Source organism: Xanthomonas euvesicatoria pv. euvesicatoria, assembly GCF_020880415.1.
GTDB lineage: Bacteria > Pseudomonadota > Gammaproteobacteria > Xanthomonadales > Xanthomonadaceae > Xanthomonas > Xanthomonas euvesicatoria.
In genome coordinates this window covers 27,663-43,529 of the sequence record NZ_JAJIUJ010000047.1, presented here as the reverse complement: position 1 = coordinate 43,529, position 15,867 = coordinate 27,663, and the positions used below count along the sequence as shown (strand labels likewise).

Annotated in this window: 7 protein-coding genes; all 7 read left to right on the top strand. The window is 65.7% G+C overall.

The annotated features are described in order from the left end of the window. Positions 1–188 precede the first annotated feature (188 nt). The 7 genes from LN450_RS08230 to LN450_RS08200 all read left to right on the top strand — a co-directional run bounded on the left by LN450_RS08230 (position 189) and on the right by LN450_RS08200 (position 15,625). The gene (locus tag LN450_RS08230; RefSeq protein ID WP_011348222.1) at positions 189–1,877 is read left to right on the top strand and encodes an alpha-L-fucosidase; all 1,689 of its coding nucleotides are present in this window, start codon (positions 189–191) and stop codon (positions 1,875–1,877) included. 14 nt (positions 1,878–1,891) lie between these two features. Continuing rightward, positions 1,892–2,947 (top strand): glycosyl hydrolase family 18 protein, encoded by a 1,056-nt coding sequence (locus LN450_RS08225; RefSeq protein ID WP_011348223.1) that lies wholly within the window; start codon positions 1,892–1,894, stop codon positions 2,945–2,947. 257 nt (positions 2,948–3,204) lie between these two features. Next, complete coding sequence (locus LN450_RS08220) at positions 3,205–5,655, top strand: family 20 glycosylhydrolase (protein WP_039416491.1); 2,451 nt, start codon at positions 3,205–3,207, stop codon at positions 5,653–5,655. Positions 5,656–5,676: 21 nt separating this feature from the next. Next, complete coding sequence (locus tag LN450_RS08215; protein ID WP_011348225.1) at positions 5,677–8,358, top strand: beta-mannosidase; 2,682 nt, start codon at positions 5,677–5,679, stop codon at positions 8,356–8,358. Positions 8,359–8,566: 208 nt separating this feature from the next. Further along, on the top strand, positions 8,567–11,236 hold the full coding sequence (locus LN450_RS08210; protein ID WP_011348226.1) for a glycoside hydrolase family 3 C-terminal domain-containing protein: 2,670 nt from the start codon (positions 8,567–8,569) through the stop codon (positions 11,234–11,236). 476 nt (positions 11,237–11,712) lie between these two features. Continuing rightward, positions 11,713–13,176 (top strand): glycoside hydrolase family 125 protein, encoded by a 1,464-nt coding sequence (locus LN450_RS08205; protein WP_039416493.1) that lies wholly within the window; start codon positions 11,713–11,715, stop codon positions 13,174–13,176. A gap of 106 nt (positions 13,177–13,282) precedes the next feature. Further along, complete coding sequence (locus LN450_RS08200; RefSeq protein WP_039416495.1) at positions 13,283–15,625, top strand: GH92 family glycosyl hydrolase; 2,343 nt, start codon at positions 13,283–13,285, stop codon at positions 15,623–15,625. The last annotated feature ends 242 nt before the right edge of the window (positions 15,626–15,867 follow it).

Here is a 15,867-nt window from a genome sequence, read left to right as displayed (position 1 = left end):
CCGACCCTCCACGGTGGCGCGCTTTTTTTTGACCTGCCCGCTGTAAACAGCGGCAGGTCGTCGTTGCACCAAGGAGTGGTACTGGCCACGCCCCTTCGCAGCTGAGGGAGCATGGCCAGGTCCGCTTTTGCCATCCACGCGCGGCCGCAACATGACCGATGCGTTTCGCTTACAGGAGTGCAGTTCCCATGACGACCGATAGCCGCCAGTTCGCGGCTCCATCCCGCCGCCACGCCGGAGCTGCACCCAGGAGTCGAATGCTTGCGTTCGCTCTACTGCTCGCGCTGCCGGCGCTCCAGGTCAATGCGGCGCAATCGCCGACCGCCCCGACGGCCACCACGCTGAGCCCAGAAGCGATCGATCAGCAGTGGCTCGATGCCACCGCCGCCTACGCGCCCGAACGCGAGCGTCTGGTGCGCGAAGCCGAAGCCGGCGCACGCAAGGGCCCGTTCCGCCCCGACTGGGCGGCGCTGAAGGCCTATCAATCGCCGGCGTGGTACGACAACGCCAAGTTCGGCATCTTCATCCATTGGGGCGTGTTCTCGGTGCCGGCATTCGGCAGCGAGTGGTATTCGCGCAACATGTATCTGCAAGGCTCCAAGGAATTTACCCATCACGTGGCCACCTACGGGCCGCAGGCGAGCTCCGGCTACAAAGATCTGATTCCCAAGTTCACCGCGCCCAAGTTCGATCCCAATGGTTGGGCCAAGCTGTTCCGCGCCTCCGGCGCGCGCTATGTGGTGCCGGTGGCCGAGCACCACGACGGCTTCGCGCTGTACGACTCCAAGTTGTCCGACTGGACCGCGATGAAGATGGGTCCCAAGCGCGACCTGTTGGGCGAGTTGTCCAAGGCGATTCGCGCGCAGGGACTGCACTTCGGCTTGTCATCGCATCGCGCGGAACACAACTGGTTCTTCGACGGCGGGCGCACGTTCGATTCGGACGTCAACGATCCGCGCTATGCCGCGCTTTACGGCCCGGCGCAAGTGCGTTTGCCGGGCAAGGACGATGCTGATGTGGCCAACGACTGGACGCCGGTATCGCAGGCCTGGCTGGACGATTGGTTGGCCCGCACTACCGAATTGATCGACACCTATCAGCCGGACCTGATCTATTTCGATTGGTGGATCGCGCACCCCACTTTCCGTCGCAGCCTGCCGACGATGCTGGCGTATTACTACAACCAGGGCGCGGCGCGCACCGAAGCCGATCGCGGCGTGGTGGTGAACTACAAGCTCGGCGCATTTCCCGAAGGTGCCGGCACGCTGGATATCGAGCGCGGTCAGCTCACCGGCATCCATCCCACCCATTGGCAGACCGACACCTCGGTGAGCAATGCCTCGTGGGGTTACATCGAAAACGACACCTACAAGTCGCCGACCTTCATCATCCACATGCTGGCCGACGTGGTGGCCAAGAACGGCAACCTGATGCTCAACATCGGCCCGCGCGCGGATGGCTCGATTCCGGATACCGAGCGCGGCATCCTGCTTTCGATCGGGCGTTGGCTCAAGACCAACGGCAGCGCGATCTACGACAGCAAGCCCTGGCGCGTGTATGGCGAAGGCCCGACCGAGGTGGTCGGCGGCACCTTCCAGGACGTCAAGACCAAGCCCTACACCGCCGAGGATTTCCGCTTCACCACGCGCGATGGCGCGCTGTATGCGATCGAACTCGGCTGGCCGGCCGGCGGCAAGGCGGTGATCCGCTCGCTCACAGCGGCCGACGGCGTGCGCGGCGTGACGCTGCTGGCCAACGGCAAGAAGGTGCCGTTCGAGCAGCAGGCTGACGGCCTGCATCTGCGCCTGCCGGCCAAGCCGGTCGGCGAGCACGCCTACGTGCTGCGCATCGATCTTTCTTCTTCCTCCACCCCCTGACGGATGCTGTTTTCATGAGCAAGCGATTGACCTGGATCCTGCTGGCGCTGGCGCTGGTGTGCGCGCCGGCCCTGGCAAAAACCCCCACGGCGTTGTTCTATCTGATGAACACGCAGAAATCGACCAACTCGTTCCTGGCCAATGTCGACAAGATCGACGTGGTGGTGCCGACCTGGTACGGCGTGGACCAGAACGGCCTGGTCAACGGCACGCCCAACATGTACCTGTACGACATCGCCAAGCAGAAGAACCTGCGGGTGATGCCGATCCTGTCGATGACCACCGGGCGCGACGGCTTCCACAAGCTGATGCACGACGAAGCCGCCAAGAAGCGCATGATCGAATCGCTGCTGACCCATGGCAAACAGCACAAGTACTACGGTTTCCAGTTCGATTTTGAAAACATCGCCTGGACCGACCGCGACGCCTACACGTTGATGGTCAAGCAGACCGCCGACGCGCTGCATAAAGCCGGTTTCAAGATGTCGGTCGCCATGGTGCCGAATGCACCGGGCTATGCCGAAGGCGGTCAGTTCTCCAAGTGGATGTGGGAATACTGGCGCGGCGCATATGACCTCAAGGCGCTGGGCCAGGCGGTGGATCTGGTCAGCCTGATGACCTATGACCAGCACACGCGCTGGACCACGCCAGGCCCGGTCGATGGCATGGTGTGGATGAAGAAGCACCTGGATTACGCCATCACCCAGGTGCCCAAGGACAAGCTGTCGCTGGGGATCGCCACCTACGGCTACCGCTGGTACACCGGCAATCCGGTCAAGGAAGACGGCACCGAGGCGTCGAATATTTCGGCAACCTACATCGATGCCGACGAATCCTTCCCGCTGGCGATCGAACAGAACGCCACCGTGCAGTGGGATCCGGTCGAGCAGGAATCGTGGTTCTACTTCTACCGCGACGACATGCGTGAGTGGGTGTTCCGCCCGGACGCACGCAGCTTCAAGGCACGTTACGAGCTGACCAAGCAATACGGCCTGGAAGGCTTCAGCTGCTGGGTGCTGGGCGCCGAAGACCCGAAGGTGTGGGACGAGCTACCGACCGCGCAGCGCTAAGCGCAGCCGACGCTACGATGGCACAGCGATCAGGCGGGCACGGCTGGTGCAAGGAATCGGACTGCGTGGCTGCATTCCGATTCCAGCGTTGCCCGCGCCCGTTTTGCAGCGACCGACGCCCCTGACGTGATCGCATGACCACGCGGTGCCCACGCTGCGCAGCGGGACCAAGCGTGCGCCAGTCACTGCGTCTTCCGATACGGCTTTGCTACTGTGCGTGGCTGCCGTGTACCGCCGCCATACCGGGATGTGATTGCATGACGTCGAACTCCGCACCCACCGCACGCCTGACAGCCGTCGCGCCGTTCTCCTCGCGCCTGCTTGCGCTTGCGTTCGCAGCAGTGTCGCTGGCCGGCTGCGGTCAACGTGCACCAGGCACCTCGCCGGCCGCTGCCACCGCCGGCGCACCTGCTGCCGCAACCGCAGACACTGCGGGTACCCCGTTGCCACTGATTCCCGCAGCAGTCGAGGTCAAACGCGGTAGCGGCAGCTTCACGGTGGGCGCCGGCACGGTGATTTCGATCGTGCCCGGCGATGCCGATGCACGCCGCAGTGCCGAACATCTGGCCGATTTGCTGCAACGCACACGCGGGCTGCGGTTGGAAGTGCGCGCCGAAGCCAGCGCATCGCCGGGCAGCATCCGCCTGGAGCGCAGCGCGCAGGCGCCGGTAGCGCACAAGGAAGGCTACAGCCTGGAGGCCGACGCCAGGGGCGTGCGCATCGCCGCGCGCGATGGCGCCGGCTTGTTGTACGGCGCAATCAGCGCCTGGCAATTGATGACACCGGATGCACGCAAGGGCGAGGTCCAGCTGCCGGCGGTGGCGATTCGCGACTGGCCGCGTTTCAGCTGGCGCGGCCAGCACCTGGATGTGGCCCGGCATTTCCATGACGTGGACACGGTCAAGCATGTGCTCGATACGATGGCCCTGCACAAGCTCAACGTGCTGCATTGGCATCTCACCGATGACCAGGGCTGGCGCATCGAGATCAAGCGCTATCCCAAGCTCACCGAGGTAGGCGCATGGCGCACACCGCCCGGCGCCGGCCAGCACGGCACGCCGCAGCGTTATGGCGGCTTCTACACCCAGGAACAGATCAGCGAGATCGTCGCCTATGCGGCGCGCCTGCATATCACGGTGCTGCCGGAACTGGACATGCCCGGCCATGCGCAGGCAGCCGTTGCCGCCTACCCCGAAGACGTGGGCGTACCCGGCGCACGCACGCAGGTGGGCGTGGACTGGGGCGTCAACCCGTACCTGTTCAACACCAGCGAACGTAGCCTGACCTTCATCACCAACGTGCTGGACGAAGTGCTGACCTTGTTCCCATCGACCTACATCCACATCGGTGGCGATGAGGCGGTGAAGGATCAATGGGAAGCCTCGCCGGCGGTGCGCGCGCAGATGCGCAAGCTCGGGGTCAAGGACGCGCATGCGATGCAGGGCTGGTTCAACGAACAGCTGGCGGCCTACCTCACCCAGCACGGCCGGCGCATGATCGGCTGGGATGAAATTCTGGAAGGCGGCGTGCCGGCCAGTGCGTCGGTGATGTCGTGGCGCGGCATCGAAGGCGCGGTGATTGCAGCACAGCAAGGCCATGATGTGGTGCTGGCGCCGGGCGACTGGCTGTATCTGGACAACCTGCAGACCACGCGCAGTGACGAACCGAACGGTCGCCTCACGGTGTTGCCGCTGTCGAAGGTCTACGCATTCGGCCCGGTACCGGCCGAGCTCAGCGCCGAACAGGCCAGGCATGTACTGGGCGCACAAGGCGCGTTGTGGTCCGAATACATCCCCTCGCAGTGGCATGTGGATCACGCCTTGTTCCCGCGGTTATCTGCAATAGCGGAAGTGACCTGGTCGCCGCCGGCAGCGCGCAACTGGAACAGCTTTCTGGCCCGCATGCCGGCGCAGCTGCAGCGCTACAAGGCGCTGGGCATCGATTACAGCGACGGCGCCTTCGCTGCCGATATCGCGCTGGAAGGCGGACCCAATCCGGTGCTCGCCGGCGGGCCGGCCAAGGTGACACTGAGCACGCAAGCCGGCGCGGGCACGCTGCACTACACCATCGACGGCAGCGAGCCCACGCCGGCATCGCCGCGCTACAGCGCGCCGTTGACGATTCGATTGCCGACCACGGTCAAGGCCACGGCGTTCGATGCGAACGGCACGCCGCTGGCGGCCACGCGCAGCCGTACCTTCGATCGCGCCAGTTTGTTGCGGGTGGATACGCAGGGACTGCAGCACTGCGTCGAAACCGGCGCGCTCGGCTTGCGGCTGCCGCTGCTGCCGGAGATGACCGGCGCCGACACGCCGGTGTACAACGTCGACCTGTTCCATGCCTGCCGCCTGTATCCGCAGGCACGGCTGGACGGTATCGGCGCAATCCGCATCGACGCCGCACGCCTGCCCAACAACTTCGGCCTGGCGCACGAGCAATCCAAGGTCGTGCAATACCCGGCCAAAACCCGCGGCGGTGAGCTGGAAGTGCGTCTGGGCTGCGACGGCGATCTGATCGCCAGCGTGCAGCTGCCGCGCAGCGACACCCTGGGCGAACAATTCACCCTGGAAACCGCACTGCCTGCACGCACCGGCATCCACGATCTCTGCCTGCGCTTCACCGCGCCGATCCGCGGCCCCCTGTATGCCATCGGCGCCGTCCAACTGATTGAAACCACTGCGCAGGCGCCCCCCGCCGCCACGCGCTGAGCCACCCTAGGAGAGTCACGCATGCCCCTGTCCCGTCATCGTTTTGTTCCCGCCCCCGCCCGTCTCGGGCTTGCCCTGGCCTTCGCTATCTCGCAGGCCTGGGCAGCACCGCCGACGGCAGTGAATCTGGACAGCGGCTGGCAGGTGCGGCTGGTGCCGGGTCAGGAGCAGGGCAAGACGTATCCGAAGGCAGCGGCGTGGCTGCCGGCGCAGGTGCCCGGTGCGGTGCAGACCGACCTGATCGCCGCCAAGATCGTGCCCGACCCGTTCTATCGCGATAACGAAGGCAAGATCCAGTGGGCGGGCCTGAGCGATTGGCAGTACCAGACCCGTTTCAATGTCGATGCGGCCACACTCAAGCGCGAACATGTCGAGCTGGTGTTCGACGGCCTGGACACGTTTGCCGAGGTCACCCTCAATGGCAAGCAGCTGCTCAGCGCCGACAACATGTTCCGGCAGTGGCGCGTGGATGCGAAATCCTTGCTCAAGCGTGGCGATAACGTGCTCGAGGTCAAGCTGTATTCGCCGATCAAGAAGATCCAGCCGTGGCTGGCCAAGCAACCGTATGCGCTGCCGGGCGCCTACGATTCGGCGTTCGGGGACGAGCCGGAGGCACGCCACAGCTCTACCTACGTGCGCAAGGCGCCGTACAACTTCGGTTGGGATTGGGGCCCGCGCATGGTCAATGCCGGCATCTGGAAGGATGTGCGCGTGGAAGCGTGGGACGCCGTGCGGGTAAATGGGCTGCATATCGCCCAGCAACGCGTGGATGCCGATAGCGCGCAATTGCAGGCGCAGCTGGAACTGCAGGCCGGCCGCAGCGGGCCGGTGCAGGTGACGCTGGATGTACTGGGCCCGGATGGGCAAAAAGTCGGCCAGTTCACCCAGGACGCGGTCGTCGACCCGGGCCAGAACCGCATCGACCTGGCGGTGCGCATCGCCAAGCCCAAGCGCTGGTTCCCGGCCGGCTACGGTGCGCAGGACCGCTACACCTTCGTGGCCAACGTGCGTGATGCCGATGGCGACAGCCAGCAGATCAAGCGGGTCACCGGCCTGCGCTCGGTGGAGCTGCGCCGCGAAAAAGACCAGTACGGCAAGAGCATGGAGATCGTGATCAACGGCATCCCGATCTTCGCCAAGGGGGCCAACCTGATTCCGCTGGATGCCTTCCCCGCACGTGTCACGCACGCGCGCATGCGCAGCACCTTGCAGGACGCGCGCGATGCCAACATGAACATGCTGCGCATGTGGGGCGGCGGGCATTACCAGGACGACTATTTTTACGACGTCGCCGACGAGCTTGGCATCATGATCTGGCAGGACTTCATGTTCGGCGGCGCGGTGCCGCCGTACGACGTGGAGTTCCGCGAGAACACCCGGCAGGAGGCGATCGAACAGGTCAAGCGGCTGCGCGATCACCCCAGCATCGTGTTGTGGTGCGGCAACAACGAAGTGCAGACCGGCTGGGAAAACTGGGGCGACCGGGTCAAGTTCAAGCAGTCGGTGGACGCGGAAGAACGCGCCCGCATCGAACGCGGCATGACCACCTTGTTCGGCACCGTATTCCGTGAAGTGGTGGCCACCTACGATAGCGACGTGCCGTACTGGGCCACCTCGCCGGGCACCGATTTCGATGGCGCGGCCGACCAGACCGACGATGGCGACATGCATTACTGGAAGGTGTGGGGCGGCCCTGCCCTGCCGGTTACCGAATATCTCAACGTCACCCCGCGTTTCATGTCCGAATATGGCCTGCAGTCGTTCCCGGACATGCGCACCGTGCGGGCGTTTGCCGAGCCCGGCGACATGGATCCGGAATCGCCGGTGATGCGCGTGCATCAGAAGTTCGACAAGGGCAACGGCAACAAGCGGCTGATGCTGTACATCCGCCGCGAATTCGGCGAGCCCAAGGATTTCGACAGCTTCGTCTACCTGAGCCAGCTGATGCAGGCCGAAGGCATCAACATCGCCGCTTCGCATCTGCGTGCCTCTCGCCCGCAGTCGATGGGTTCGCTGTACTGGCAGCTCAACGATGTGTGGCCGGGCGCGTCGTGGTCCAGCGTGGATTACTACGGCCGCTGGAAGGCGCTGCATTACCACGCACGGCGCTTCTACGCGCCGGAAATGATCGCCGCATTGCGCAACGACAAGGGCCAGACCGAGGTGTCGCTGGTCTCCGACCGCACCACCCCGCTGGCAGCGCGCTGGCGCATGCGAGTGATGGGCATGGATGGCAAGGTGCTGAGCAAGCGCGAAGAAAAGGCCAGCGTCAAACCGCTGAGCAGCCTGCAGGTGGGCAACTTTAGCGACAAGCAATTGCTGGGCAGCGCCGATCCCAAGCGCACCTACGCGGTGTTCGAGCTGCTCGACGGCGACACGTTGCTCTCGCGCGAGGTGGTGTTCTTCGCGCCGGCCAAGCAGCTTGCATTGCCGGCCGCGAAGATCGACAGCCAGTGGCGTACCGATGGCGATGGCTACGCACTCACCCTGACCAGCAACACGCTGGCGCGCGAGGTGTGGCTGTCGTTCGGCGATGTGGATGCCACGCTGTCGGACAACGCCTTCGACCTGCTGCCGGGTGAGCCACTGACCGTGCGGGTGAGCAGCAAGGCGGCACTGGCGCAGTTGCAATCCACGCTGCAGGTGCGCGACCTGGCCGCCACGCTGGCTGGCGCGCCGCCGGAGCCTGCCGAAGCAAAGTAAACCGCCAGGAACAGGTCTCAGCAGACGACGCAGCACGCGCGTAAGCACGCTGCTTTATCCGCGAAGACCGCATGTAGCGCTGACGGCTCCATGCAATGCATCGCACGCAAGGCAGTCAGCGATTTGTAATGACCACTGCCCGCAGCATCACTGCGGGCGACCCAAGCGCAACGCGTGACGGCCATGGCCGCCGCGCAGGAGTGAACCGATGTCGTTGTCCGTCTTTCCGTGCCGTCTTGCCGCTGCACTCAGTGTGAGCCTGGCCCTGCCGCTCATCGCTGCACCGGCAGTGGCCGCAAAAAACACCGATGCAACGCCCGAACAGCGCGCCGCCGCCCTGGTCGCGCAAATGAGCCGCGAAGAAAAAGTGGCCCAGGCCATGAACGATGCACCGGCGATTCCGCGCCTGGGCATCCCCGCCTACGAGTGGTGGAGCGAAGGCCTGCACGGCATCGCGCGCAACGGCTACGCCACGGTGTTTCCGCAGTCGATTGGCCTGGCGGCGAGCTGGAATACCCGCCTGATGCAGCAGGTGGGCACGGTGGTGTCCACCGAAGCGCGCGCCAAGTTTAACCAGGCCGGTGGTCCGGGCAAGGACCATAAACGCTACGCCGGTCTTACCATCTGGTCGCCCAACATCAACATCTTCCGCGACCCGCGCTGGGGCCGTGGCATGGAAACCTACGGCGAAGATCCGTTTCTCACCGGGCAGATGGCGGTGGGCTTTATCCGCGGCCTGCAGGGCGAGGACCTCAACCATCCACGCACGATCGCCACGCCCAAGCACATCGCGGTGCACAGCGGCCCCGAGCCGGGCCGGCATGGCTTCGATGTGGATGTCTCGCCACGCGATGTGGAAGCGACCTATACGCCAGCCTTCCGCGCTGCCATCGTCGAAGGCCAGGCCGGCTCGGTGATGTGTGCGTACAACTCGCTGCACGGCACCCCGGCGTGCGCCGCCGACTGGTTGCTCAACGGCCGCGTGCGCGGCGACTGGGGCTTCAAGGGCTTTGTGGTGTCCGATTGCGATGCGGTCGACGACATGACCCAGTTCCATTATTTCCGCCCGGACAACGCCGGCTCGTCGGCCGCCGCGCTCAAGGCCGGGCACGATCTCAACTGCGGGCATGCCTATCGCGAACTCGGCACGGCGATCGCGCGCGGCGAAGTGGACGAAGCCTTGCTCGACCAATCGCTGGTGCGCCTGTTTGCCGCCCGCTACCGCCTGGGCGAGCTGGAGGCCCCGCGCAAGGACCCGTACGCGCGGCTCGGCGCGAAGGACGTGGACAACGCGGCGCATCGTGCGCTGGCCTTGCAGGCGGCCGCCGAGTCGATCGTGCTGCTGAAGAACGATGCCAACACGTTGCCGCTCAAGGCCGGCACGCGGCTGGCGGTGATCGGCCCGAATGCGGACGCATTGGCTGCATTGGAGGCCAACTACCAGGGCACCTCGTCCGCGCCGGTGACGCCGCTGCTGGGCCTGCGTCAGCGCTTCGGTGCGCAGCAGGTGAGCTACGCACAAGGCGCACCGTTGGCTGCCGGCGTGCCCGGCATGATCCCGGAGACGGCACTGCGCAGCGATGGCAAGCCGGGACTGCGTGGCGAATATTTCGACAACGTCGACATGAGCGGTGCTGCACGCGTGGTGCGGCAGGACCGCACGGTGAGCTTCAACTGGGATCAGGTCGCCCCGGCAAAGGGCGTACCGGCCGACCGCTATGCCGTGCGCTGGAGCGGCGAGCTGCTGCCACCCAGCGCTGGCGATTCCACCCTGGCAGTGCGCGTGGCGCGTTGCTTCGACTGCAGCGGGCACGACCCGGTACGCCTGTATATCGACGACAAGCTGGTGGTTGCCGGCAACGCCGAAGACAAGCACGTGCCGGCCGGCATGCACAACGCCGACGGCCGGAGCGTGGAAACCGTGCTGCATTTCGACGACACCCGCCCACGCAAGATTCGCCTGGAAATGGAGCATCGCGGCCAGGATCAGGGCGTGCGCCTGGAATGGCTGGCTCCTGCCGCCGCGCAACTGGCCGAAGCCGAGCAGGCCGTGGCACAGGCAGACGCTGTGGTCGCCTTCGTTGGCCTGTCGCCGGATGTGGAAGGCGAAGAGTTGCGGATCGATGTTCCCGGCTTCGACGGTGGCGACCGCAACGACATCGCCCTGCCCGCCCCGCAGCAAGCGCTGCTCGAACGGGCAAAGGCGTCCGGCAAACCGCTGGTGGTGGTGCTGATGAGCGGCAGCGCGGTGGCCTTGAACTGGGCCAAGACGCATGCCGATGCGATCGTGGCCGCGTGGTACCCGGGCCAGTCCGGCGGCACCGCGATCGCGCGCATGCTGGCCGGCGACGACAATCCCGGCGGTCGCCTGCCGGTGACCTTCTACCGCTCCACCAAGGACCTGCCGGCCTACGTCAGCTACGACATGAAGGGCCGCACCTACCGTTACTTCAAGGGCGAGCCGCTGTTTGCGTTCGGCTATGGCCTGAGCTACACCCGCTTTGCCTATGACGCGCCGCAGCTGTCCACCACCACGCTGCAAGCCGGCAGTTCGCTGCAGGTAACCACGACCGTGCGCAATACCGGTGCACGTGCCGGCGACGAAGTGGCGCAGGTGTATCTGCAATATCCGGACCGTCCGCAGTCCCCGTTGCGCAGCCTGGTCGGTTTTCAGCGCGTGCATCTTGCAGCGGGCGAGCAACGCACGCTGACCTTCAACCTGGATGCACGCGCGTTGAGCGACGTGGATCGCAGCGGGCAGCGCGCGGTGGAAGCCGGCAACTACACGTTGTTCGTCGGCGGCGGGCAGCCGGGTACCGGCGCGGCCGGCAATACCGCGCCGTTTTCGATCCAGGGGCGTTCGCCGTTGCCGAAGTAGGCGCCGCATCGCGCTGACGCACGCAGTCGCCGGCCATGCCGGAGCAGGTGGACAACAGCGGCGCGGGTGTCGATGGCGTGTCGACGAGGCACCATGCTGCCGGAGGCAGCGACGTGCATGCCTACGCGCCCTTGTCGGCGTGTTGATCGGCACTGACGATGCCGCTGGAGGGCGGCCGGACGAGTGCCGACGTGCGGGCTGCAGGCCGGAGGTCGTGGTGCCCAGCGTGGCGTTGTCGAAGGCGGTTTGCGGCCCGCATCCAGAAGGGCAGACCGCGGACCGGCCCGCGACTGCGCCATCGAATAGTCCACATGCGGCAACGAATTGTGCGACCGCACTATGCACATTCGGCGCACACGTTGTATGGTCATCGGGAATTGGTCATGCATAGGTCTCATCCTCAGCCGGCAGGTCGCGCGGCTCTGGAGCGGCACTGGCGTGCGGGCCTGCTGTCGACATCCAAGGAGTTCCAGGTCATGCATACCCGCCGCGACATCCTTCAGTTGCTCGGCGCTAGCGCCGGTGCCGGCTTGCTGGCCAGCGCCCTGCCCGCGTTCGCGGCCGCGCCCGCCACCGGCTCGTCCAGTGCAACCGGCCGCTTTGTCAGCAAGCGTCCGCCCAGGGCGCAGCGCCGCTTCGTCAGCAAGGCGGTCGAGCAGCAGATCGCGCAGATCAAGGCGCGCATCGCCGACCCCGAACTGGCCTGGCTGTTCGAGAACTGCTACCCCAACACGCTCGACACCACCGTGGAAACCGGCACCCGCAACGGCAAGCCGGACACCTTCGTCATCACCGGCGACATCCACGCGATGTGGCTGCGCGACTCGTCCGCACAGGTGCACCCGTACGTGCCGCTGGCCAGGCGCGACCCGGCGTTGCGGCGCATGTTCCATGGCCTGATCCAGCGCCAGGCTGCGTGCATCACGCTCGACCCCTATGCCAACGCGTTCCTGCCCGACGGCCAGACCCAGCGCCTGAAGTGGTCGCTCAACGACATCACCGAAATGAAGCCGGGCGTGGGCGAGCGCAAGTGGGAAGTGGATTCGCTGTGCTACCCCATCCGCATTGCGCACGAATACTGGCGCGCCACCGGCGACACCGCACCGTTCGACGACGACTGGCGCGCGGCAATGCACGTGGTGGTCAAGACCTTCCGCGAGCAGCAGCGCAAGGACAACCGCGGCCCGTACGTGTTCCAGCGGCCCTCGCCACTGGCCACCGAAACCCTGGTGCTGGAAGGCTACGGCCAGCCGACCAAGCCCAACGGCATGATCCACTCGATGTTCCGCCCCTCCGACGATGCCTGCGTGTTTCCGTTGTTCGTGCCGGCCAACCTGTTCGCAGTCACCTCGCTGCGGCAGCTGGCCACGATGAGCACGGCCTTGCATCGCGACACCGCCTTCGCCGCCGAGTGCACCGCGCTGGCCGACGAAGTGGAAACCGCCACCCGCCAGTTCGGCCAGCAGCGCGATGCCGACGGGCAGGCGTACTGGGCCTTCGAAGTGGACGGCTTCGGTAACCAGTTATTCATCGACGACGCCAATGCGCCCGGCCTGCTCAGCCTGGCCTACCTGGGCTGCTGCGATCGCGCCGACCCGGTGTTCCTGCGCACGCGCCAGCTGGCCTGGAGCGAACGCAACCCGTATTTCTCGCGCGGCAAAGCGGCCGAAGGCGTCGGCAGCCCGCACAGCGGCATGGGCACGATCTGGCCGATGTCGATCATTCAGTACGCGCTGGTCAGCGACGACGACGCGCAACTGCGCCAATGCCTGCAATGGTTGAAAACCACGCATGCCGGCACCGGCTTCATGCACGAGGCCTTCGACAAGGACAACCCGAGCACCTTCACCCGCGACTGGTTCGCCTGGGCCAATACCTTGTTCGGCGAACTGATCATCGACCTGCATCAACGCAAACCCCAGCTGCTGCGCAGCGCCTGACCTTCCTTTCCCCCATCGGGACCTCGGCCCCCTTCATGGGAAGAAGGTGCCCGAAGGGCGGATGAGGGTACGGCGCACCCACCTCGCGACATCAGAGATCACACACATGGCAACACGACGCGATTTTCTCCAAGGCGCCATCGCCGCAGCCCTGTTCGGCAGCGTCGGTCTGCCCGGCCGGGCGCGCGCGCGCGCCGGCAATTACGCGCTTCCGGCCGACGCGCGTGCCCGCGCCGACCTCACCCGGCATGTGGATGTGTTCATCGGCACCGGCGGCCACGGCCATACCTTCCCCGGCGCCACGCTGCCGTTCGGCATGGTGCAGCTCAGCCCGGACACCTATAACGCGGTGTGGGATTCGTGTTCGGGGTATCACGAGTCCGATGGCTCGATCATGGGCTTCTCGCACACGCACCTGTCCGGCACCGGCATCGGCGACATGCTGGACGTCCTGCTGGTGCCCGCCACCGGCGAGGTCAAACTGGTGCCCGGCCCGCTCGACACCCCGGATGCCGGCTACCGCTCGCGCTACGACCACGCCGACGAAGCCGCATCGCCCGGTTACTACCGCGTGCGCCTCAAGGACAGCGGCGTGCATGCCGAACTCACCGCCACCGCGCGGGCCGGCCTGCACCGCTATCACTTCCCCAAGGGCAAACCCGCGCACGTGTTGCTCGACCTGTGCCACGGCATGCAGGACAAGCCGGAAATCGCCACCCGCGTGAGCGATGCGCAGCTGCGCGTGGTCGACGAACGCACCCTCACCGGTGGACGCCGCGTCTACCAATGGGCCAAGGGCCGCTACATCTATTTCGCCATGCGCCTGTCGCGCCCGTTCAAGCACGTGCAGCTGTACAACGAAGACCAACCGCTGGCCGCCGGCACGCGCAGCACCGACGGCACCCACCTCAAGGCCGCGTTGCATTACCCCGATGCCGCCGATGCCCCGCTGCTGATCAAGGTCGGCATCTCGGCCGTCAGCGCCGACAATGCATTGGCCAATCTGGACGCCGAATTGCCGGACTTCGACTTCGCGCGCGTGCATGCGCAAGCGGTCGCTGCCTGGGAAAAGGAACTAGCCCGCGTGCGCATCGACAGCGATGACGACGCGCAACGGCGCATCTTCTACACCGGCCTGTATCACAGCCTGCTGGCGCCCACGCTGTTCTCCGATGTGGACAACCGCTACCGCGGCATGGACCTGCAGATCCACACCGCGCCGAAGGGCTACAACAACTACAGCACCTACTCGCTGTGGGACACCTACCGCGCCGCCCATCCACTGCTCACGCTGGCCCAGCCCGAGCGCGTGCCGGACTTGGTGCAATGCCTGGTGCGCGGCGCCAACGAATGCCCGGACGGCGTGGGCATCTGGCCGCTGCAGGGCGTGGAGACCGGCTGCATGATCGGCTATCACTCCGCCGTGGTGCTGGCCGAGGCGCATGCCAAGGGCTTTACCGGGATCGACTACAAGGCCGCCTGGCCGGCGTACCGCAAACGTGCGATGGACGACACCACCCACGGCCTGGGCGAGTACCGCAGGCTCGGTTACATCCCCGCCGACAAGGTAGACGAATCGGTCAGCCGCACGCTCGAATACGCCTACGACGACTGGGCCTGCGCACACCTGGCACAAGCCGCAGGCGCCAGCGCCGATGCACGCACATTGCGCGAACGCTCGCGCAACTACCGCAACGTGTTCAATCGCGACAGCGGCTTCGTGCAGGCACGGCTTGCCGACGGCAGCTGGGCCACACCGTTCGACCCGCGCGGCATGGGCCACATCGCCAAGTGGCGCGATTTCACCGAATCCAACGCCTGGCAGGCCACCTTCCTCAACCAGCACGATCTGTACGGCTACATGGAGTTGTACGGCGGCCGCGACGGTTTCGTCGCCAAGCTGGACGAGCTGTTTTCCACCAGTTCCGAACTGCCCGCCGATGCACCGCCGGATATCGACGGCATGGTCGGCCAGTACGCGCATGGCAACGAGCCCAGCCACCATGTGGCGTATCTGTTCGCCTATGCCGGCCAGCCGTACAAGACCCAGGCAATGGTGCGCCGGTTGCTGCGCGAGCAGTATCACGACGCGCGCAACGGCCTGTCCGGCAACGAAGACTGCGGGCAGATGAGCGCCTGGTTCGTGCTCAGTGCACTGGGGCTGTATGCGGTGGACCCGGTCAGCGGCAACTACATCGTGGGCAGCCCCTTGTTCAAGCGTGCCACGCTGGACGTGGGCAATGGCCGCACGCTGCGCATCGTGGCCAAGGACAACAGCGCGCAGAACGTCTATGTGCAGTCGCTGACCTTCAACGGCAAATCGCTCACCCGCGCCTGGCTACGTCACACCGAGCTCGCCGCCGGCGGCACGCTGGAGTTTGCGATGGGGCCCAAGCCTAACCCGGCCTTCGGCGCAGACAAGAAGGATCTGCCACCGTCGTTCGCGTAATGCCAGTACGTCGCTTGCACGAGCGGCGCGTTCGGTTCTTGCTGCGCGAATGGGGAACGCCCTTTCCCGTGTACGCAAACAGGGATCGCTTGTTCATTCGCCAGTGGAAGTTGCTTTCTCATTCCGCAGGCGGGGATTGCTCTTCCCTTCTCCCGCAAGCGGGCGTTGCTCTTCCTTCTCCCGCAAGCGGGCGTGCTCTTCCTTCTCCCGCAAGCGGGAGAAGGTGCCCGCAGGGCGGATGA